Source organism: uncultured Amphritea sp., assembly GCF_937127095.1.
Taxonomy (GTDB): Bacteria; Pseudomonadota; Gammaproteobacteria; order Pseudomonadales; family Balneatricaceae; genus Amphritea.
Genome location: NZ_CAKZLP010000041.1, coordinates 1 through 20,605, shown reverse-complemented (window position 1 = coordinate 20,605; position 20,605 = coordinate 1). Strand labels below are relative to the sequence as shown.

At 51.7% G+C, this 20,605-nt stretch carries 26 protein-coding genes; 16 read left to right on the top strand and 10 right to left on the bottom strand.

Translation table 11 applies throughout. The features are described from left to right. The first annotated feature begins 160 nt into the window (after window positions 1-160). Window positions 161-910, top strand: coding sequence for a FadR/GntR family transcriptional regulator (locus Q0499_RS09525; protein WP_299198662.1), 750 nt, complete (start codon window positions 161-163; stop codon window positions 908-910). A gap of 81 nt (window positions 911-991) precedes the next feature. Beyond that, entirely contained in the window at window positions 992-1,570 is a 579-nt protein-coding gene (locus tag Q0499_RS09520) for a DUF1043 family protein (protein ID WP_299198659.1), read from the top strand. Between the two features lie 160 nt (window positions 1,571-1,730). Here the strand turns inward: Q0499_RS09520 and Q0499_RS09515 are convergent, their stop codons facing one another. Then, window positions 1,731-2,492, bottom strand: a complete 762-nt coding sequence (locus Q0499_RS09515) for a Nif3-like dinuclear metal center hexameric protein (RefSeq protein WP_299198657.1) — start codon at window positions 2,490-2,492, stop codon at window positions 1,731-1,733. A 95-nt stretch (window positions 2,493-2,587) separates the two neighbouring features. On the opposite strand from Q0499_RS09515, the gene Q0499_RS09510 reads away from it, so the two are divergent. Further along, window positions 2,588-3,778 (top strand): trypsin-like peptidase domain-containing protein, encoded by a 1,191-nt coding sequence (locus Q0499_RS09510; protein WP_299198777.1) that lies wholly within the window; start codon window positions 2,588-2,590, stop codon window positions 3,776-3,778. 95 nt (window positions 3,779-3,873) lie between these two features. Here the strand turns inward: Q0499_RS09510 and hisD are convergent, their stop codons facing one another. The 9 genes from hisD to Q0499_RS09465 all read right to left on the bottom strand — a co-directional run bounded on the left by hisD (window position 3,874) and on the right by Q0499_RS09465 (window position 10,686). Beyond that, window positions 3,874-5,181 (bottom strand): histidinol dehydrogenase, encoded by a 1,308-nt coding sequence (gene hisD, locus Q0499_RS09505; protein ID WP_299198655.1) that lies wholly within the window; start codon window positions 5,179-5,181, stop codon window positions 3,874-3,876. Window position 5,182: 1 nt separating this feature from the next. Next, window positions 5,183-5,833, bottom strand: a complete 651-nt coding sequence (hisG, locus tag Q0499_RS09500) for an ATP phosphoribosyltransferase (RefSeq protein WP_299198653.1) — start codon at window positions 5,831-5,833, stop codon at window positions 5,183-5,185. A gap of 175 nt (window positions 5,834-6,008) precedes the next feature. Continuing rightward, a complete protein-coding gene (gene murA / locus Q0499_RS09495) occupies window positions 6,009-7,271 on the bottom strand; it encodes a UDP-N-acetylglucosamine 1-carboxyvinyltransferase (protein WP_299198651.1) in 1,263 nt (420 codons plus the stop codon). Window positions 7,272-7,293: 22 nt separating this feature from the next. Continuing rightward, a complete protein-coding gene (locus Q0499_RS09490) occupies window positions 7,294-7,533 on the bottom strand; it encodes a BolA family protein (protein WP_299198649.1) in 240 nt (79 codons plus the stop codon). Between the two features lie 120 nt (window positions 7,534-7,653). Further along, window positions 7,654-7,950 carry an STAS domain-containing protein gene (locus tag Q0499_RS09485; RefSeq protein WP_299198647.1) on the bottom strand — a complete coding sequence of 99 codons (297 nt, stop codon included), beginning with the start codon at window positions 7,948-7,950 and terminating at the stop codon, window positions 7,654-7,656. Further along, entirely contained in the window at window positions 7,950-8,579 is a 630-nt protein-coding gene (locus Q0499_RS09480; protein ID WP_299198646.1) for an ABC transporter substrate-binding protein, read from the bottom strand. The genes Q0499_RS09485 and Q0499_RS09480 overlap by 1 nt, the downstream gene beginning before the upstream one ends. Before the next feature lie 41 nt (window positions 8,580-8,620). Next, the gene (gene mlaD / locus Q0499_RS09475) at window positions 8,621-9,082 is read right to left on the bottom strand and encodes an outer membrane lipid asymmetry maintenance protein MlaD (protein WP_299198644.1); all 462 of its coding nucleotides are present in this window, start codon (window positions 9,080-9,082) and stop codon (window positions 8,621-8,623) included. A 3-nt stretch (window positions 9,083-9,085) separates the two neighbouring features. Beyond that, on the bottom strand, window positions 9,086-9,877 hold the full coding sequence (gene mlaE / locus Q0499_RS09470; RefSeq protein ID WP_363317787.1) for a lipid asymmetry maintenance ABC transporter permease subunit MlaE: 792 nt from the start codon (window positions 9,875-9,877) through the stop codon (window positions 9,086-9,088). Beyond that, entirely contained in the window at window positions 9,877-10,686 is an 810-nt protein-coding gene (locus Q0499_RS09465) for an ATP-binding cassette domain-containing protein (RefSeq protein WP_299198640.1), read from the bottom strand. The genes mlaE and Q0499_RS09465 overlap by 1 nt, the downstream gene beginning before the upstream one ends. A 259-nt stretch (window positions 10,687-10,945) precedes the next feature. Between Q0499_RS09465 and Q0499_RS09460 the strand changes: the two genes are divergently transcribed. From Q0499_RS09460 to Q0499_RS09400, 13 genes are all read left to right on the top strand, one after another. Next, window positions 10,946-11,899, top strand: a complete 954-nt coding sequence (locus Q0499_RS09460) for a calcium/sodium antiporter (protein ID WP_299198638.1) — start codon at window positions 10,946-10,948, stop codon at window positions 11,897-11,899. Window positions 11,900-11,993: 94 nt separating this feature from the next. Next, on the top strand, window positions 11,994-12,968 hold the full coding sequence (locus Q0499_RS09455) for a KpsF/GutQ family sugar-phosphate isomerase (protein ID WP_299198775.1): 975 nt from the start codon (window positions 11,994-11,996) through the stop codon (window positions 12,966-12,968). Window positions 12,969-13,003: 35 nt separating this feature from the next. Further along, window positions 13,004-13,528: an HAD family hydrolase gene (locus tag Q0499_RS09450; RefSeq protein ID WP_299198773.1), complete on the top strand. Its 525-nt coding sequence runs from the start codon at window positions 13,004-13,006 to the stop codon at window positions 13,526-13,528. Further along, window positions 13,529-14,098: an LPS export ABC transporter periplasmic protein LptC gene (gene lptC, locus Q0499_RS09445; RefSeq protein ID WP_299198635.1), complete on the top strand. Its 570-nt coding sequence runs from the start codon at window positions 13,529-13,531 to the stop codon at window positions 14,096-14,098. After that, window positions 14,088-14,672, top strand: coding sequence for a lipopolysaccharide transport periplasmic protein LptA (gene lptA / locus Q0499_RS09440; protein WP_299198634.1), 585 nt, complete (start codon window positions 14,088-14,090; stop codon window positions 14,670-14,672). Before lptC ends, lptA begins: the two co-directional genes overlap by 11 nt. Then, the gene (lptB, locus tag Q0499_RS09435) at window positions 14,669-15,394 is read left to right on the top strand and encodes an LPS export ABC transporter ATP-binding protein (protein WP_299198633.1); all 726 of its coding nucleotides are present in this window, start codon (window positions 14,669-14,671) and stop codon (window positions 15,392-15,394) included. Before lptA ends, lptB begins: the two co-directional genes overlap by 4 nt. Window positions 15,395-15,415: 21 nt before the next feature. After that, window positions 15,416-16,930 carry an RNA polymerase factor sigma-54 gene (locus Q0499_RS09430; protein WP_299198631.1) on the top strand — a complete coding sequence of 505 codons (1,515 nt, stop codon included), beginning with the start codon at window positions 15,416-15,418 and terminating at the stop codon, window positions 16,928-16,930. Between the two features lie 59 nt (window positions 16,931-16,989). Then, window positions 16,990-17,280 carry a ribosome-associated translation inhibitor RaiA gene (gene raiA / locus Q0499_RS09425; protein ID WP_299198629.1) on the top strand — a complete coding sequence of 97 codons (291 nt, stop codon included), beginning with the start codon at window positions 16,990-16,992 and terminating at the stop codon, window positions 17,278-17,280. A 10-nt stretch (window positions 17,281-17,290) separates the two neighbouring features. Continuing rightward, window positions 17,291-17,749, top strand: a complete 459-nt coding sequence (gene ptsN, locus Q0499_RS09420) for a PTS IIA-like nitrogen regulatory protein PtsN (protein ID WP_299198627.1) — start codon at window positions 17,291-17,293, stop codon at window positions 17,747-17,749. Window positions 17,750-17,754: 5 nt separating this feature from the next. Continuing rightward, complete coding sequence (gene rapZ, locus Q0499_RS09415; RefSeq protein ID WP_299198624.1) at window positions 17,755-18,612, top strand: RNase adapter RapZ; 858 nt, start codon at window positions 17,755-17,757, stop codon at window positions 18,610-18,612. A 16-nt stretch (window positions 18,613-18,628) separates the two neighbouring features. Next, window positions 18,629-18,898, top strand: a complete 270-nt coding sequence (locus tag Q0499_RS09410) for an HPr family phosphocarrier protein (RefSeq protein WP_299198622.1) — start codon at window positions 18,629-18,631, stop codon at window positions 18,896-18,898. A gap of 128 nt (window positions 18,899-19,026) precedes the next feature. Further along, window positions 19,027-20,010 carry a CBS domain-containing protein gene (locus tag Q0499_RS09405; protein WP_363317786.1) on the top strand — a complete coding sequence of 328 codons (984 nt, stop codon included), beginning with the start codon at window positions 19,027-19,029 and terminating at the stop codon, window positions 20,008-20,010. Further along, a partial coding sequence (locus Q0499_RS09400; RefSeq protein ID WP_363317785.1) for a DNA-processing protein DprA occupies window positions 19,892-20,605 on the top strand: 714 nt, incomplete at its 3' end. The genes Q0499_RS09405 and Q0499_RS09400, both read left to right, overlap by 119 nt.

Here is a 20,605-nt window from a genome sequence, read left to right as displayed (position 1 = left end):
ATCTCATTCCTGCAGCCCCTTAGCTGATTCAAAGAGCTGACCTGACTTATTTGCCTTACAAATTAACATAAAACAAATCTACACCAGTTTTATTCATCTTACAAATTAACAATTGGTCGTTTATATGAAATAATCGTACTACCACTGTAGGAGAGATTCTGTGAGTTTAGAAATAGAACCGGTTGCCCAACGCAGCCTGCCAAGCCAGATTGCAGATCAGATCCGCCAGGCCATCATTGATGGGTCGCTGAAAGCCGATGACCGATTACCCACTGAGGGAGAGTTGGCGCTGCGCTATCAGGTGTCCAGACCGACCATCCGTGAAGCACTTAAACGGTTAGGAGCACAAAACCTGATCCGCTCCCGTCGCGGGCCGACCGGCGGCACCTTTATCAATCGCCCGTCAGCTCACGACCTCAGCGATGCCCTCACCAGCGCAACCACCCTGCTGGTGGGCATGGATGCATTCTCCATGGATGATATCCACCAGACTCGTCTTCTGATGGAAAGTAATTGTCTGCAGCTGGCCGCAATACATATCAGCCAGCAACAACTCCAGCAACTCAACCTGGAGCTGCAAGTACAGCGAGATAAAAACCTTACACCGGAACAGTTTTGTGCCGCCGATGTTCGTTTTCACCGTCTGATCGCTGAAGCATCCGGCAATCCCCTGCTGAGTTTTATTATGTTCAGCGTGATTGAAGCGCTGCAACCGGTTAGTAACATGGTCTCTTTTCGCTTTCGCGAGCGCTCGGTAGTCATTGACCAGCACCAGCGAATCGTGCAGGCGCTGGAACAAAAAAATGCTGACCTCGCCTGCAATGTGTTAGCTGAGCAGGTTAGCTATCTGAGTGAAACAACCCAACAAGCACAACAGTGGAAAGCGGATACAGCACCTAAATCCCCATAAACCGCTCACCAAAATAACATAGGCTTTGTCCGGTAATTACGGTATTCTTCAGCTCTGAATCAGAGCATTTAAGGAGTTAGCGTGGAAGAGAACAGCGTCTGGATTATTGGTATTGTCACTCTGATAGCAGGAGCGTTAATCGGCTACCTGATGGGCCGTTCCGGCGATACATCCAGCCAGAAGAAACTGGTTGATCAGCTAAATGATGCCCAGCGTGATCTGAGTGAATACAAAGAAAAGGTCAACGGCCATTTTGAAAAAACCGCCGAACTGGTGAATAACCTGACAGAAAGCTATAAACAGGTTCACCAGCATCTGGCGCAGGGATCAGAAACCCTGTGCATGGGTGAACACTCTCCTGCACAGCTTAACAGCAATACTCAATCAAAAATCTCCGAACCGGTTAAAGATGAAGCGGCAGAAGAGGAAGAGATTCCTACGGTGACGGAACAGATTACGCCTGTTGCAGATGAGCCTGAGGTCGTTGAGCCTCCCCGGGATTACGCCGTCAAGGGGCCTGATGAGGAGGGCACGCTGTCTGAAAAATACGGGCTGAAGAAAAAACCTGAATCTGATGAAGATGAAGAGATTCCCACGTTGCTGAAGGATCATGTCCCGGGCAACAGCCTGCGTGACAGCGAAGAGAAGCAGAAAGCCTGACAGCAGATAGATTTGAGCTGATCAGAGTGTAACGAACGTTAGAAAAACCGGCCGGATGCCGGTTTTTTTTCGTCTATAGCTTTGCGTTCTTTACAAGAGCTCCTCACAAGAGCTCCTCACAAGAGCTCTTCACAAAAGTCCGACATAAGAGCACTGATAATCACACCGGATTATTGATATCAACAAACTGGTGTTCCAGATCAAACTGCTCCGCTAGCCTCTCTGCCAGTGCCTGCACACCATAGCGTTCGGTCGCATGATGACCCGCTGCAAAATAGTGAATACCCAGTTCTCTGGCGCTATGTACCGTAGGTTCGGAGATCTCGCCCGAAATGAACGCATCCAGTCCCAGCGCTGCAGCCTTGTCGATATACCCCTGAGCGGCACCGGTGCACCAGCCAACGGTTTCAATCTGATCAGGGCCACCGTCAATATGCAGTACCTCGCGCCCCAAGGCGGTGGCGATCTGCTGGCTGAATTCGGTTGCACTCAGCGGGCGCTCTAAACGTCCGACCAGACCGATACTGAAGGGGTTATCCGGCTCAAGCCCTCCGGTAATCTGCAATCCCAGCTTATCCGCCAACCGGGCATTATTCCCCAGCTGCGGATGGCCATCCAATGGCAGGTGATACGCCAACAGGCTGATATCATGGGTCAGCAGGGTTTGCAGGCGGCGCTTTTTCATGCCGGTGACCACTTCAGGCTCGCCCTTCCAGAAATAGCCATGATGCACCAGAACAAGATCTGCACCCAATTCTACGGCGCGGTCAAGCAGCGCCTGACTAGCGGTGACCCCGGAAATGATACGGCGCACCTCTCTACTTCCTTCAACCTGCAAGCCGTTGGGACAATAATCTCTATACTTTTCAGGCGTTAGCAGAGAATCGCAGTAATTAACCAATTGTTTCAGTGATACAGCCATAATCTTTTCTTTATATTCCCAAATACAGTTTTTTATCCGTATAATTCTAAAACAGCTGATTAACTTTACCACTGTTTATAAGGCGTCATTAATTGATTCAACGCTTGGCTTTTCTCGTCTGGCCCATTCTATCCGGGATTCTCGCCGCGGTTGCGCTGCTAATCTACCTGCCGGATATGTTTACCCAGCAGGCAAATACCGTTCAGATCCATGAGGCAGGCTCCCCCCCTGCTGATCGACGCGGGCCATATTCTTATGCTGATGCGGTCGAACATGCGGCCTCAAGTGTAGTAAACATCTATACCCGTACCGTTATCCCCAACAATAACCCACCGCTGTATAACGACCCCAACATTCAAAAGCACTACAACAAAAACAGTAACAAAGAACGGATTCAATCGAGCCTGGGCTCCGGAGTAATTCTCAGCAAAGAAGGCTATATAGCGACCAACAATCATGTTATTTCAGGTGCAGACAGCATTGTAGTGGCACTGAAAGACGGCCGGGAAGCTACCGCCAAAGTGGTGGGTAACGACCCTGATACCGATCTGGCCGTCCTTAAAATCGATCTCCCTGACCTGCCCAGCATCACCGTCAGCTCATCGGCTAATCTGCGTGTCGGGGACGTTGCCCTGGCAATCGGTAATCCGTTCGGCGTCGGCCAGACCGTGACCATGGGTATTATCAGTGCCACTGGCCGTAACCAGCTGGGCCTGAATACCTATGAAGATTTCATCCAAACCGATGCCGCGATCAATCCCGGCAACTCCGGCGGCGCTCTGATCAATGCAGAAGGCAATCTGATCGGCATCAATACTGCGATATTCAGCCGTTCCGGTGGTTCTCAGGGAATCGGCTTCGCCATCCCTTCAGACCAGGCAAAACAGGTCATGCAGGATCTGATTGAACATGGCCGGGTGGTGCGCGGCTGGGTGGGTGTTGAAGCTCAGGAAATTACCCCACAGCTGGCCGAGTCTTTCGGACTGAAAGATACCAAAGGATTAATCATTGCCGGTATTTTCCGGGATGGCCCGGCGCACAAAGGCGGCCTGCTGCCCGGCGACATTCTGCTGGAGATCGGCGGCAAGAAGATCATCAACAGCTACAACTCAATGTACAGCGTCGCCCGGATGCCCCCTGGCACTGTTCTGCCACTGAAAGTATGGCGCAACGGCGAAGCACTGGAGCTTGAAATTACCGTCGCGGAGCGTCCGGCAGTTGATGAAGCAGTCAGTGAAAGCCCCGCTACTAACGAAAGCCCTGCAATCGATGAAACGGCTAAATAAAACGCTTTAATCAAACACCGCGACAGGGTGCAATAAAAAAAAGCCCGATCAGGGCTTTTTTATAACGCTCTTTGCTTACACAGCAACCGCTGACGTTACTTTTTTATCCGGTATTCCGCTGAACGGGCATGCGCCGTAAGACTTTCTCCCCGGGCCAATACCGAAGCAACCCGGCCCATCTCCGATGCGCCGTCTTCAGAGAACATGATCAGTGAAGAACGTTTCTGAAAGTCATAGACACCCAGTGGAGAGGAAAAACGCGCGGTTCCTGAAGTCGGTAACACGTGATTCGGCCCGGCACAGTAGTCCCCCAGAGCTTCAGCAGTGTAGCGTCCCATGAAGATAGCCCCGGCATGTTTAATCAGCGGTAACAGCGCCTGAGGATCTTCTATCGAGAGTTCCAGGTGCTCCGGCGCAACGCGGTTACTCACCCGGGCAGCTTCCTCCAGGTCAGCCACTTTAATCAGTGCAGCACGATCCGCCAGTGAGCGGCTGATAATCGTTTGCCGCTCCATGGTTGGTAACAGTTTATCGATACTGGCGCTCACCCGGTCAAGGAAGTCAGCATCCGGGCTGACCAGAATCGGCTGAGCATCTTCATCGTGTTCCGCCTGAGAGAACAGGTCCATAGCGATCCAGTCAGGATCGGTATGACCATCGCAGATAACCAGAATCTCGGAGGGGCCGGCGATCATATCAATACCGACAGTGCCATATACCGCACGTTTAGCGGTGGCAACAAAGATATTACCCGGGCCAACGATCTTATCCACTTTAGGGATAGTCTCAGTACCATATGCCAGTGCCGCAATCGCCTGTGCTCCACCGATGGCAAATGCCCGGCTGACACCGGCAAGGGCTGCCGCCGCCAGCACCAGTTGGTTGACTTCACCATCCGGCGTTGGCACCACCATAATCAGCTCTTCAACACCCGCTACGTGTGCCGGAATCGCATTCATCAGCACCGAAGAGGGGTAAGACGCTTTACCACCGGGCACATAAAGACCGGCTTTATCCATAGGTGTAACTTTCTGTCCCAGCAAAGTGCCATCGGCTTCCTGATACTGCCAGGACTCACCTTTCTGACGCTCATGATAATCACGCACCCGATGAGCGGCGATAGTCAGGGCTTTATGCTGATCCTCTGGCAGGTTATCCAACGCCCGCTGCAGATCGTCCTGAGAGAATTCCAGCTCAGCCATAGAGCTGACGCTGAGACGGTCAAAGCGGTTGGTAAACTCAACCACTGCACTGTCGCCCTCGGCTTTAACCCGCTCAAGAATATCTTCGACAGTTCGGTTTATCTCTTTATTAGATACCGACTCCCACGCCAGCAATCTGTCCAGCTGTTCGCTGAAATCAGCCTGCTGGCTGTCTAACCTTAATATCTCTGGTTTGGACATGTTATTCCGACCTTTCTTTACGTGCTTCAACGGCAGCGGCCAATTGCTCAATAATCGGTTGTATCTGGCGGTGCTTCATCTTTAAAGCGGCCTTACCGACAACCAGCCGTGAACTGACATAGCAGATATCTTCCATCGGCACTAAGCCATTGGCGCGCAGGGTATTACCGGTATCAACGATATCAACAATGCGGTCAGCAAGCCCCATGATCGGCGCCAGTTCCATCGCGCCATAGAGCTTGATGATATCAACCTGACGTCCCTGACGGGCAAAAAACTCTTTGGTGATATTGACGAATTTGGTCGCCACTTTCATCCGCCCTTCAACTTCTCCGGCGTCTTTCATGCCGGCAACCATCAGCTTGCACTTGGCTATATCAAGATCCAGAGGCTCATACAGCCCTTTAGCGCCGTACTCCAGCAACACATCTTTACCCGCCACACCCATGTCAGCGCCACCATGTTCAACATAGGTAGGCACATCGGTAGCGCGGATAACCACCAGTTTGATGTTGTCATGGTTGGTATCGAAAATCAGCTTGCGGCTGCTAAAAATATCTTCAGCCGGAATGATGTTAGCCGCCTCTAACAGGGGCAGCGTATCTTTCAGAATACGCCCTTTGGATAGCGCAATGGTCAGGTTCTGTTTCATATTTGCTGTTTCGTTACCACTTGAATATTCAGTACAGACACACAGCCTATCCTGGTAATGCTAAGTTCTTGTTAAACTAAGTTCTTGTTAAGCTGAGCTTTTGTTAAACCGAGTTCTTGTAAACAGAGCTCATGTTAACAAAAGTTCCTGTCAACCAAAGTTCCCGTTAACCCTTTTAGCCCGGAACCCGTCTGATCTTAGCACCCAGCAGCTGCATCTTCTCTTCGATACACTCATAGCCACGGTCAATATGGTAGATACGGTCAATCACCGTATCCCCTGTCGCCACCATTGCCGCGATCACCAGACTTGCAGACGCTCGCAGATCGGTTGCCATCACCGGTGCGCCGGTGAGAACTTCTCGTCCTTCGATAATCGCCGTATTGCCATCAATGGTGATCTTGGCCCCCATACGCAGCATCTCCTGCATATGCATGAAGCGATTCTCAAACACCGTCTCTTTAATCACACTGACGCCATCGGCGATAATATTCAGCGCTGCAAACTGTGCCTGCATATCCGTAGGAAACGCTGGATAGGGTGCGGTTGTCACACTGACGGCTTTAGGACGCTTGCCTTTCATATCCAGACTAATCCAGTCCGGACCACACTCGATCTCAGCACCCGCTTCTTCCAGTTTCTGCAGCACCGCATCGAGAATATCGGGGCGGGTATTCTTAACTTTAATCTTACCCCGGGTCGCCGCCGCAGCAACCAGATAAGTGCCGGTTTCAATCCGGTCAGCAACCACCGAGTAAGTACAGTTTTTCAGTGATTGAACACCGTTAACGATAATAGTATCGGTACCATGACCTTTTATGTCGGCGCCCATGGCGATGAGAAACTCAGCCAGGTCAACGATTTCCGGTTCACGAGCCGCATTCTCAATAATGGACTGACCTTCTGCCAGCGCCGCCGCCATGAGAATATTTTCTGTCCCGGTCACCGTGACGATATCAAAGAACACCCGACCGCCTTTCAGACGCCCATCGCAGGTCGCACGAATAAAACCTTCCTCAACAGTGATCTGCGCACCCAGTGCCTCAAGACCTTTAAGGTGCAGGTCGACAGGCCGGCTACCAATGGCACAACCGCCGGGCAGAGAGACCTCAGCATGGCCAAAATGCGCCAGCAGAGGACCGAGCACCAGAATCGACGCGCGCATGGTTTTCACCAACTCATACGGCGCGATAGTCGACGTCAGCGTGCGGGGGTCGATCTCAACATTGAGTTTTTCATCGACAGTCAGTTCCACACCCATCTGCCGCAGCAACTCGAGCATAGTAGTGATATCGTGCAGATGAGGCAGATTACTGACAGTAACCGGTTCATCGGCTAACAGAGTCGCAGCCAGAATAGGCAGCGCTGAGTTCTTCGCTCCGGAAATGCGTACTTCACCTTCCAGGCGATTACCACCGGTAATAATCAGTTTATCCATTGATATTGGGTCTCTAAGCGCTTCAGTTCTGTTCTGCCCACTGGGCACGGGTAAAGGTTCTGATGGTCAGCGCATGGATACTTCCATCAGCAATCTGATCAGCAAGACAGGCATAGACCATCTGTTGCTTTTTAACTGGCCGCAGACCTTCAAATATATCCCCGACGACAGTGACCTGAAAATTACAACCTTCGCCTTCAGGCAATACTTCACATCCTTCCAGTTTTTCTTCCAGAATCTGTTTTACGTCTTCGATTTGCATACGTGATACCAATGAGAATTGGGGAAAATAATAGGCCGCGTATAATAGCGGAAAATGTAACAAAAGGCGATGACTGCGGCCAAGCAGCCATCGTTCCCTGATGCGTCGTCTAGCGTTGCCTCAGGGATTCAGACCTGTATGTTCAAGCCCGACCAGACTGACGATTGAGCTCAACTCCGCCGGAATATTAACCGCCTTCAGCGTGAGTTGACGCGCCCGGGTTTTACGTTCCAGGCAGAGCCAGAGTGACACAGCAGAGCTATCCACCCGGCCAACCCCGGCAAAATCGATGACACAGCCCTTATCAGTCTGGGCAACCGCTTTTGCAAGCGCTTCGCGTACCGACATTATCGTGCTGAACAGCAGGTCGCCCTTCAGCAGAATAACATCCCCGCTAACCTCAACCTGAGATGTCATCAACTATCCTTGCTACCGTTGCTGGCGACAGCCGCTTTCCAGTCAGTAATGACCTGTTCAACATTCCCATTGGTACGCGAGACCATATCAGAAAACTGATTTTTGAAGTTGAGTCGCAGGTTAATCCCGTCCACCAGCACATTCACCAGCTTCCAGCCGCTATCCTGCTTCAGCATGTAGTACACCAGCGTATAACCATCACCTTTGGCGGAGTATACATTGACACTGACCACCTGCTTATCCGCTTCAGGACTTGGCGGACCTTCCGGAGCCACTTCATATCTGACGATATCAAAACCGGTCAGCGACTTCGCATAAGTCCGCACCATGGTATCTTTAAAAACAACCGCGAAAATCTGCTGCTGCTTTTCGTCCACCCGGTTATAAAATTTACCCATAACCCGTTTGGAAACATACTCAAAATCCACTACCGGATTAAGAATGGCTTCAATCTCAGCGATCAGTTGCTCACTCTGTTCCGGAGCTTTCAGGGCTTCATTTTCAAGCACCTTCATCATTTCAGCTGAAGCATGCTCGACTGAAGCACGCGCTTCATCCCATGAAGCCTGCGCAGTTACAGACACCAAAACCAGCGTCAGCAATACCATCCAACGATTCAAAATTCTCATATTTACAACTCCCATACCGATACAACGCGATCTTACAAATTTTATTCAGAGGCCTGATTGAAAAGAAACTTACCAATCAACTCTTCCAGCACCAGAGAGGACTGGGTATCTTCAATAAAGTCACCCTCTTTCAATATCTCATCATCGGCAGCGCCACTGGTAACACCGATATACTTCTCACCCAGCAAACCCGCAGTAAGAATGGACGCGGAGCTATCAGATGTCAGATAGTTCACATCCGCGTTAATCTCCATCTCCACCAGCGCCATCAGTTTTTTACGATCGATGGTGATACTGCTAACATTGCCGATAGTTACACCAGACATAGTCACTTTTGAGCGAGCGGTGAGCCCCCCAACATTTTCAAACCGGGCATATATTTTATATGTACCCTGCTGATTAGACAGACTCAGGCCGCTCACATTTATCGCCAGCATGGCAAGTGCGAGAGCCCCTACCAACATAAAAATACCGACGCCTAACTCAACTCCACGGTTACGCATGTATTAAAGATCTCCAAACATCAAAGCGGTCAAAATAAAGTCCAGCCCCAGGATTGCAAGGGATGAGTAGACCACCGTTTTTGTGGTCGCCTGACTGATACCCTCTGAAGTCGGCACCGAATCATACCCCTGAAACACAGCGACCCAGGTCACCACCAGACCAAACACCAGGGACTTAATCAGCCCGTTGCCTATGTCATCAAAAAAATCGACTGAGTTTTGCATATTTGACCAGAAAGACCCCTCATAGATCCCCAGCCATTCAACGCCCACCAACAATCCGCCCCAGATACCCACGGCACTGAAGATCATGGTCAGAATCGGCAAACTGATCAGTCCGGCCCAGAAGCGCGGTGCAATAATACGCCGCAGCGGATCAACACCGATCATCTCCATACTGGAAAGCTGCTCAGTGGTCTTCATCAGACCAATCTCAGCGGTCAGCGCAGATCCCGCCCGACCGGCAAACAGCAGCGCGGTAACCACAGGCGCCAGTTCGCGCACCAGACTGAGCGCAACCATCTGCCCGACCGCCTGTTCAGTACCGTAATCCACTAAAATGGTATAGCCCTGCAGCGCCAGCACCATACCAATAAACAGGCCGGAGACAACGATAATTATCATTGACAGTACGCCCACCGAGTAAAGCTGGCGCACCAACAAAGGAAAAGAGGTCGCCGGGTCAGGTCTGGCAATTACTGCATGCATCAGAATCATGCCTGAACGGCCAATCGCTGCAATTCTTTCGAGCACAAAACGACCGAGAAGGATTAAATTATCAGCTACTGCTTGCATCAACATCCCTCCATCAATTCAGTTTCATAATCGGCGGCCGGAAAATGGAACGGCACCGGGCCGTCCGGCAAGCCCTGCATAAATTGCCGGACCTGCTCAGAATCATTCCGTTTCAATTGTTCTGGCGTGCCGTGCGCAATCACACTGGCATCCGCAAGAATATAAATATAGTCCGCGATGCTCAGGGTCTCTTTAATATCGTGGGAGACGATAATACTGCTGTGCCCCAGAGCCTGATTAAGTTTCTTGATCAGGTTAACCAGCACCCCCATCGCAATCGGATCCTGTCCCGTAAAGGGCTCATCATACATCACCAGTGCCGGGTCCAGCACAATCGCCCTGGCCAGCGCCACACGGCGCCCCATTCCACCGGAAAGCTCACTGGGCATCAGTTCAGCTGCACCACGCAGGCCTACAGCATGCAGTTTCATCAAGACGATATCGCGAACCATATCCTGCGGTAGTTTAGTATGCACCCGCAACGGAAAAGCCACATTTTCAAACACAGTCATATCGGTAAACAGTGCGCCGCTCTGAAACAACATGCCCATTTTTTCACGCACATCGAACAGATCAGAACGCCCCAGACGGGGTATATCGTCACCATCGAGGAAGATAGAACCGGAATCCGGTTTAAGTTGACCGCCAATCAGTTTCAACAGTGTCGTTTTACCGGTACCGCTGGGCCCCATGATCGCCGTCACTTTACCTCGGGGTATACGTATATCTATATTTTTACAGATATATCGTTCACCCCTGCTGAAGGTAAGTTGTTTAATATCAATGATGATATCGTCAAAAAAATCCATAGTAACGATGACTCAATCCAAAACGGTAAAGGGTTTCAGGTTAATACTGCGTTAACGACAACGAGGCGAACCTGAAACGGCTAAGCAAGCGATAACCGGCTCAGAACCGCCGTATTCCTATAAAAAATGCGTGCAGACTATACCACTCTTGCTCTTAAACTTGAATAAAATCAGCGACAGGTGCAGCTACCTCTTGCACATGTATCAGATTATTCATTAAATAGGCCTCCGTTTTAACCAGAGCTGAACAAACAACCCAATGTTATACCCCATTATCGCACTGTTATTAGGTTTCATCATTCTTGTCTGGAGTGCCGACCGGTTCGTCGCCGGTGCCGCAGGAACCGCTAAAAACTTTGGCATGTCTCCTATGCTGATCGGGCTGACCGTGGTCTCTTTTGGCACATCCGCGCCGGAGATTCTGGTCTCAATCATGGCGGCCACCACCGGTGCAGGCGACCTTGCTGTCGGTAACGCACTGGGGTCTAACATCGCCAATATTGGCCTGGTCTTAGGCATAACTGCTCTGATTGCGCCACTTCCGGTACGCTCCAAAGTGCTCAAACAAGAGATTCCTCTACTGCTGGCAATCACCCTGCTGGCGGGCGGCGTACTTTACGACCTTTATCTCGGCCGGGTTGACGCGATCATCCTCTGCCTGTCCCTGGCCGGCTGTCTGTTCCTGTTTACCCGGTTCCAGCGCAACTCTGAAGGAGATGAGATCCACGATGAAGAGGACGAACTGCCTGAGCTGCCGATTGGCCGGGCTATTTTCTGGCTAATTACCGGATTGGTGCTGCTCGCGGCCAGTTCACGACTACTCGTCTGGGGTGCAACTGAGGTGGCCCTCACCCTCGGTGTAAGCGATCTGGTCATCGGCCTGACAATCGTTGCCATTGGCACCAGCCTGCCGGAACTCGCTGCATCGGTTGTCAGTGCCCTGAAAGGCCATACCGATATTGCGCTGGGAAATGTCGTCGGCTCAAACATCTTCAACATTGCCGCCGTTATGGCGGTGCCTGGCCTGCTGGCACCGATTGACCTGGTACCAGTGGTCTTTTGGCGTGATTACGGTGCAACCCTGGGTCTGACGCTGTTACTCACTGCACTGGCGCTGTATCAGCGGCCACCGAAGATCTCAAGATTCGAAGGCGGATTACTCCTGGTAGCCTATGCAGGTTATCTCGCTCTGCTATACAATATGAGCGTTTAATGAATTGATCGGGCACGGCCCGCTCTACCCTGGCACTTTAAGCTAAACACTTGCCAGTTAAGTGCGATGAACAAAGAGCAAACAATATAGAATGATGAATAACAAACTCGACTTTCTGGCCTCCGCCAGACGTACAATTGAGTTGGAGCGGGATGCCGTTAATGACCTGCTAACCTATCTCGATCCGGACTTTGAAAAAGCCTGCAAACTGGCGTTGGAATGCAAAGGCCGGGTTATTGTTACCGGGATGGGAAAAAGTGGCCATATCGGCAACAAAATCGCCGCTACTCTGGCATCCACCGGCACCCCATCATTCTTTGTACATCCGGGTGAAGCAAGCCATGGCGACCTGGGCATGATCACCCGGGCAGACGTTGTTATCGCGTTGTCTAATTCCGGCGAAACCAGCGAGGTGCTATCAATCCTGCCGCTAATCAAGCGAATGAAAGCGCCACTGATCAGCATTACCGGCAACCCCGACTCAACCCTTTCCCGCTGTGCTGATGCCAACCTGAATGTCACTATCAGTCAGGAGGCCTGCCCTCTCGGACTGGCACCAACCTCCAGCACAACAGCAACCCTGGTGATCGGTGACGCACTGGCCATCGCCTTGCTGGAAGCCCGTGGCTTCAGTGCCGAAGATTTTGCCTTTTCCCACCCGGGCGGCAGCTTAGGGCGACGCCTGCTGCTAAAAGTTTCAGACATCATGCATAGCGGCGATGATATCCCGATGGTCAGTGACTCAACCATGCTGCGTGAAGCACTGATGGAAGTGACCCATAAGCGTCTGGGAATGACCACCGTCGTCAATGACCAGGGTATTCTGCAAGGGATCTTTACCGACGGCGACCTGCGTCGCACCCTGGATCATGACGTGGATATGAAAAGCACCCCGATTACCGAAGTCATGACCACCCAATGCACCACCGTTACCAGCGAGATTCTGGCAGCAGAAGCACTACAGATCATGCAGGACAAACAGATCAACGCATTGATCGTTTTGGATGAAGAACGCCGCCCGGTTGGCGCACTAAATATGCATGACATGCTCAAAGCGGGAGTAATTTGATGCCTGCGCTGTTTACTGAAAAGCTAATCCAGGATCTGAGTGCGATACAGGTCAGCAAGATTCAACAGGTAAAGCTGGCTGTATTTGATGTCGACGGCGTACTCACTGATGGCAAGCTGAATTTTCTGGCGGACGGCAGTGAAGTAAAAAACTTCAATACCCTCGACGGACTGGGCATCAAACTGCTTGCTCAGGCCGGAATCAAAACCGCCATCATTACCGGACGCCGTTCACCGCAGGTAGAACGGCGGGCTGAAGCACTGGGTATCGACTATCTGCATCAGGGTCGTGAAGATAAACTCATCGCGCTGCAGGAACTCTGGCTCGACACTGGTTTCACCGCAGAGCAAACCGCCTACATCGGTGATGATCTGCCGGACCTCGCAGCCATTCGCGCCGTGGCATTTGGTGCTACCGTCAACGGAGGTCATCAGTTCGTCGCGTCCCACGCCGACTGGTGCACTCACCGAACCGCAGGCAATGGCGCCGGTCGCGAATTTTGTGAAACCATTCTGGCAGCTCAGGGAAAACTTGAATCCCTGTTAAGCGAGTATCTCTGAATGCTAACCGGGCGAGCGCGACTGGCGGCAGCGGCAGCAATTCTGATCCCCGCAGTCATCTATCTGGGGATGGACAGTGAACGCCGCCCAATCCAGGTAAAGCAGGAACCCAATCCTGCCTATCAGCAGGCTGATTATTATATAGTCAACGGTAAGATAAGAGACTTTGACAGCACCGGCTTGCTAAAACAGCAACTCAGCTCAACTCAACTGGAACACCAGCCCGCTCTGCAGCAAACCGTGGTCACCAACCCCGAGATGCAGATTTTTAACGCTGACCAGCCCAACCGCAGAGTCAGCAGCCTGAAGGGCATCATCAGCGACAACAATGATGAAGTAACTCTCGAAGGCAAGGTCTTGTTTCAGGATAACAGCGATGCCAGTATAGCAACCACGTTGCGAACAGACTCATTAACCATTCTGCCGCAACAGAGCATCGCCAGAACCGATGACCGGGTGGTCATCTCAAACAGTTCCGGCACAACCACCAGTGTTGGCATGACAATAGACACCGACAGTGGCATTCTTAACCTCCTGTCTGATGTAACCGGAGTTTACAATGTTAATTAACAGCGTAACCAAGGCCTTGTGCGCAATGCTGCTAAGCTGGCACCCCATGGCTATGGCGATGCCTGATGATGCCCGGCAGGCCATTCACATCACAGCTGACAGCGCGACCCGCAATGACCAGACAGGCATAACCCTCTACAAAGGTGACGTTTTACTCACCCAGGGCAGCATGAAAGTCACCGGTGACAGTATCGAACTAAGACAGACGGGCGCAAGCGTCTCAACCATTATCGCTAAAGGCCGCCCTGCCGAGTTCCAGCAACGTCCGGCCGCCAATAAAGAAGTAACTCATGCATACGGTGAGGTTCTGGATTACAATATCCGTACCAAAGAGCTGGAAATAACCGGTCAGGCTAAAATATCCCAGGGCAGTGACAGTTTTAGCGGCAATCGAATTATCTATGATATGAATAAAAGTACCGTCAACGCGTTTGGCGACACCAGCGCTGACGGACAGCGGGTGCAGATGATTATCCAGCCAAAAGCAGCTGAGCAAACAACACCTGTCGAAGATAAAACCACTACCGGAAAGTCTGCTTCTGACGCAGCCGCTGGAGAAATCAGCAACCAATGAGTCGTTTAGAAGCACTGAATCTGGCAAAAAGTTATAAAGGCCGGGCTGTCGTTAAAGATGTATCAATGAGTGTCGACAGCGGACAGATTGTAGGTTTACTGGGGCCTAACGGAGCGGGTAAAACAACCTGTTTCTACATGATTGTCGGGCTAGTCGACGCGGATCAGGGGCGGATCAAAATTGATCATCAGGACCTGACCAACGAACCGATGCATGGCCGAGCCCGTAAAGGCATTGGCTATCTGCCGCAGGAAGCGTCCATCTTCCGCAAGCTCAGCGTACACGACAATCTGATGGCGATTCTGGAAACCCGCAAAGAACTGGGCCGCCATCAACGCAAACAGAAAATAGAAGAACTGCTGGAAGAGTTTCATATTACTCATCTGAGCAAAAGCCTGGGTATGAGCCTGTCCGGTGGTGAACGACGCCGGGTCGAGATCGCCCGGGCGCTGGCAACTGAGCCAACATTTATTTTGCTTGATGAACCCTTTGCCGGAGTCGATCCAATCTCCGTCAGTGATATCAAGCAAACTGTGAAACACCTGCAAAGCAAAGGCATCGGGGTACTGATCACCGATCACAATGTTCGCGAAACACTGGATATTTGCGAGCAGGCATACATCGTCAGTGAAGGTTATATTCTTGCCGAAGGAGCGCCAGAGGATATACTTGCGAACCAACAGGTCAGGGAAGCCTATCTGGGTGAGCAATTCAGGCTGTAACAGGTATAAAAGCGACTCTTTATGAAACAAGCGTTACAACTAAAAATGGGTCAGCATCTGACCATGACCCCACAACTACAGCAGGCGATCCGCTTGCTGCAGTTATCTACGCTTGATCTGCAACAGGAGATACAGGAAGCACTTGAATCGAATCCGATGCTGGAAGTCAGCGAGGACGAAGGGGCATCTGACGGCAGCGCCGAGCGCGATGCATCGGACTCTGAAATCAGCAACCATGAATCGGTATCCGCGTCTGCTCAAACCACCGAATCCGAAGAGATTCAGGCACCTGACAGCGATTGGAACGACGATATTCCCAATGAACTTTCAACAGACAGCAACTGGGAAGACACTTTTCAAACCGCATCCGGATCTTCATCGTCGTCATCCCATGACTTCTCCGATATGGAGATGGAGTCCAATGACACCGCCGATGAAACCTTGCAGGACCATCTATACTGGCAGCTGAACCTCACCCCCATGAGCCATGTTGATCAGTTGATTGCCACCAATATCATCGACGGTATCGATGTGGATGGCTATCTCACCGTGGACCTGGACTCAATACTCGAATATTTCAACAGTCAGGATGATGAACAGCTCAACAGTATTGAGCTGGATGAGATAGAAGCGGTGCTCCGCCGGGTACAGCAGTTTGACCCACCCGGCGTTGCTGCACGGGACCTGAGCGAGTGTTTGGCGATCCAATTACAGCAACTGCCAGAGAAAACTGAGTATCGGGCTGAAGCACTGAAAGTTGTCACGCAGTATATCCACCTGCTGGGCAACCATGATTACAAACAGCTGATGCGTAAAGCACGCATCCGCGAACCGCAGCTACTGCAAGCGATCAACCTGATTAAAACGCTGAACCCGAAACCGGGTTCCATGATTACCAGCTCGCAATCAGAATATGTCATCCCTGATGTTCTGGTACACAAAGAGAAAGGTGTCTGGCAGGTTAACCTTAACCCTGAAGTGGCACCTAAACTGCGTATTAATGACGGCTATGCCGACCTCATCAGACGGGCAGACAATAGCCCGGACAATACCTACCTGAAGAACCATCTGCAGGAAGCACGCTGGTTTATCAAAAGCCTGCTGAGTCGTAACGATACCCTGATGAAGGTTGCCCGTGAGATTGTCACGCGCCAGGAAGCCTTTCTGGAACACGGTGATGAGGCGATGCGGCCAATGGTGCTGCACGATATCGCTGAAGCGGTAGAGATGCATGAATCAACCATCTCCCGGGTGACAACACAAAAATATATGCATACCCCACGGGGTATTTTTGAGTTGAAGTATTTCTTCTCCAGTCATGTTACAACAGTAACAGGCGGGACCTGCTCATCTACTGCGATCAGAGCACTGATTAAGAAGCTGGTTTTGGCTGAGAGTCCGGTCAAACCGTTGAGTGATAACAAAATAGCCCAGCTCCTTGAGGACCAAGGCATCAACGTTGCAAGAAGAACCATTGCAAAATACCGGGAATCACTTAGCATTCCACCTTCTAATGAACGCAAGCGTCTGGTTTAATGACTTTATATTCATGGGAACCGGGTATACCCCCGGTACAATAACACTAGGAGATTACCATGCAGATCAATATTACTGGTCACCACGTTGAATTGACTGATTCCCTGAATGACTATGTTCAGAATAAATTTGAGAAACTTGAGCGTCATTTCGATAACATCACCAATGCACAGGTTACTTTAAGTGTTGAGAAAAACCGCCAGAAAGCGGAAGGCGATGTACATATAGCCGGAGGCCAGCTGTTTGCTTCCGATGAACAGGATGATATGTACGCAGCGATTGATGGACTGATCGACAAGCTTGACCGTCAGGTCATTAAACATAAAGAAAAGATCAAAACTCACAAGTAAATAACAGACAATGCTAATTTCAGAACTACTATCCCCCTCCGGAGTGCTCTGTGCTCTGGAGGGGGGTAGCAAAAAACGTATCCTCGAAATTGCCAGTCAGCAGATCGCTGAACTGCATCCCGGACTTGAAGCTGAAACCATCTTCGCTGGCCTGTTAGGCCGGGAGAGACTCGGCAGCACAGGTATCGGTGATGGTGTAGCAATCCCTCATTGCCGTCTTGATGAGTGCGAGAAAGCAACCGCCCTGCTGATCCAGCTTATCGAACCGATTGATTTTGATGCCGTGGATGGCAAGCCTGTCGATCTGTTGTTTGCCCTGCTGGTGCCCTCCGAAGCCTGCGATCAGCATCTGCAAACACTGGGCAAGCTCGCCGAACTATTCAGCCAGGCAGACTTTCGCGAACAACTTCGCAGCGCCACCTCCGCCGAAGCGCTCTTCACCGTCATGACTGAATCCAGTCGGGAATAATACAGATGAAGCTGATTATCATCAGTGGACGCTCAGGTTCAGGTAAATCTACCGCCTTGCAGGCACTCGAAGATGTTGGCTTCTACTGTATTGATAACCTCCCGGCGCCACTGCTGCCTGATCTGGTCAATCAGATCCTCCGCGCTCCGGATCACCCCAACAAACTCGCTGTAAGTATTGATGCCCGCAACCAGCACAGCAACCTGAAACAGTTTCCGGAGATATTCAAACGTCTGTGTGAAACCGACCGTCTGGACTGCGAAGTACTCTATCTCGACAGCTCGGAAACCACCCTGCTGCAACGCTACAGTGCAACCCGCAGAAAGCACCCGCTGTCTGATGATACACAGGGACTGCAACAAGCGATCAACGCTGAAAAAAAACTACTGGAACCGGTCTCAGATCTGGCCGCTATCCGCATTGACACTACCCGCCTGTCACTCTACGAGCTGCGCGACAGCATCAAGTTGAGAGTTGCTAAACGGCAAGAACAGGAACTGTCACTGCAGTTCGAGTCTTTCGGCTATAAGCACGGCATCCCCCTCGATGTTGATTTCACCTTTGACGTTCGCTGCCTCCCCAACCCCTACTGGCTGCCTGAACTGCGCGGTTTCACCGGTCAGGAACAACCCGTTATCGAGTTTCTTGAACAACAACCAGAAATGCAGGAGATGTTGGCCGATATAACTGCTTTTCTGGAGAAATGGTTGCCGCTGTTTGAAAAAAATAACCGCAGCTATATCACTGTCGGGATAGGCTGTACCGGGGGACAACACCGCTCTGTATTTCTCAGTGAACGTCTGGCTGGTCATTTCCGGGCAACTATGGATAATGTCCAGATTAGACATCGCGAACTAAACTGACCAAGGATTTCAGACGATGCTGGAAAAACAGATCACTATTATCAACAAGCTCGGTCTGCATGCACGTGCGGCGGCCAAACTGATTAATGTGACCAGCTCATTTTCATCAGATATCAAAATTACCAAAGATGGCCGCACGGTGGATGGTAAAAGCATCATGTCAGTGATGATGCTGGCGGCCAGTAAAGGCACTGAGCTGATCATTGCCACTTCGGGAGAGGATGAACAGCAGGCGATCGATGCGATTGAACTACTGATCAATAACCGCTTTGACGAAGAAGAATAACCGTCACACCCTATTCCTTTAAAACCAATACGCTATAATGCCTCACTAACTATAAATGTCGGTGATTTCTGCCATCACCGACTGCCTGTATGGCATTCTGATTTTATCTGTCTGACCGGGGTCCGGCCATGAACGCCAGCACAAACGAGACCGAACTGGATAAGCTGAATACTGCCCTCGAAGAGGGAGCCTTCAGACAGATACGCTACACCCTGAATAAGACCCTGCGCCCCTCTGAAGTCGCTCATCTGATTGAAAAATCGCCCCCTAAAGAGCGGCGCTTGTTATGGAGTCTGATCCATAAAGATATCGAAGCCGATGTTCTGCAAGAGCTCGGCGACGATGTAAAGTCTGAAATTCTCAGCAAGATGAACGCCTCAGAAGTGCTGGCGATATCCGAATCGCTCGAGACCGATGACCTTGTCGATATGATGCAGCAGCTGCCGGAAACGGTGATGCACGAGCTGCTGCGGTCGATGGATCATCAGAACCGGGAACGGCTGGAGAAGGTTCTCTCCTATCCGGAGGATACCGCCGGCGGTCTGATGAATACCGATACCATCACCATCCGACCGGACATCACCATTGAGGCCGCGATGCGCTATCTGCGCCGCCATGATGAACTGCCGGACATGACCGACTGCCTGTTTGTTGTCAGTCGTAAAGATACTTATATCGGTAGCCTGCCGCTAACCCGGATGCTCGTAAGTGACCCCTCCAGTACCGTGCGGGAGATGATGGTCACCGATAAGCCCCCGATTCCAGCGGACATGGAAGACACCCTGGTAGCAAAACTGTTTGAACAGGAAGACCTGGTATCTGCGCCGGTGGTAGACGAAGACGGCCAGCTACTGGGGCGTATCACCATCGATGACGTGGTCGACGTAATCCGTGAAGATGCAGACCACTCCCTGATGAGCCTAGCCGGCCTCGATGAAGACGTGGATACCTTTGCGCCCGTTTTTGCCACTTGGCCTCGCCGCGCAATTTGGCTTGCCCTTGGTCGAAACGCGCGCAGGGCTTGTCCCGTTTACATTTGGCGAAGAGCGTTTCAAACCGCTTGCTGGTGTTGCCCTGCCTGCGCGGATCACAACCAACGGCACCTCTTTTGACGAAGCGCTTTTGTTCACGCATCGCGGCCTGTCTGGGCCGGCGGTGCTGCAGACGTCATCGTACTGGCACGCGGGAGATACAATTTCCGTGAACCTCGATCCACAGAATGGGTTGCTGGCCGCCCTGAGAGCCGCCCGTCAAACCCAAGGGCGTAAGGCGCTGACAACCGTGATGGGACAATATTTGCCCGCGCGCTTGGTCGACCACCCGCTCCGTCCAATCCTTCTGTTTGCTCGCGGGAACCTGCAGCTCCTCGCCCCCGAGCGCTGTGGTATCGCCATCGTCGGCAGCCGCACGCCAACTCCGTACGGTGAGGCCGCCGCGCACGATTTCGCCGGCGCGATCGCCGCGGCCGGTGTGCCGATCTGGAGTGGCCTGGCAGCCGGGGTCGATGCCCTCGCACATCGGGCGGCGCTCCGCCAAGGGAGCCCGACCGTCGCGGTACTGGCCGGCGGCCTCGACCGCGTCTACCCAGCCGGCCACGTCGCGCTCGCCGACCGCATCGTCGCCACGAACGGCCTGCTCATCAGTGAATCCCCGCCCGGCCTCCGAGCACAACGCGGCCACTTTCCGCGTCGCAATCGGATCTTGGCC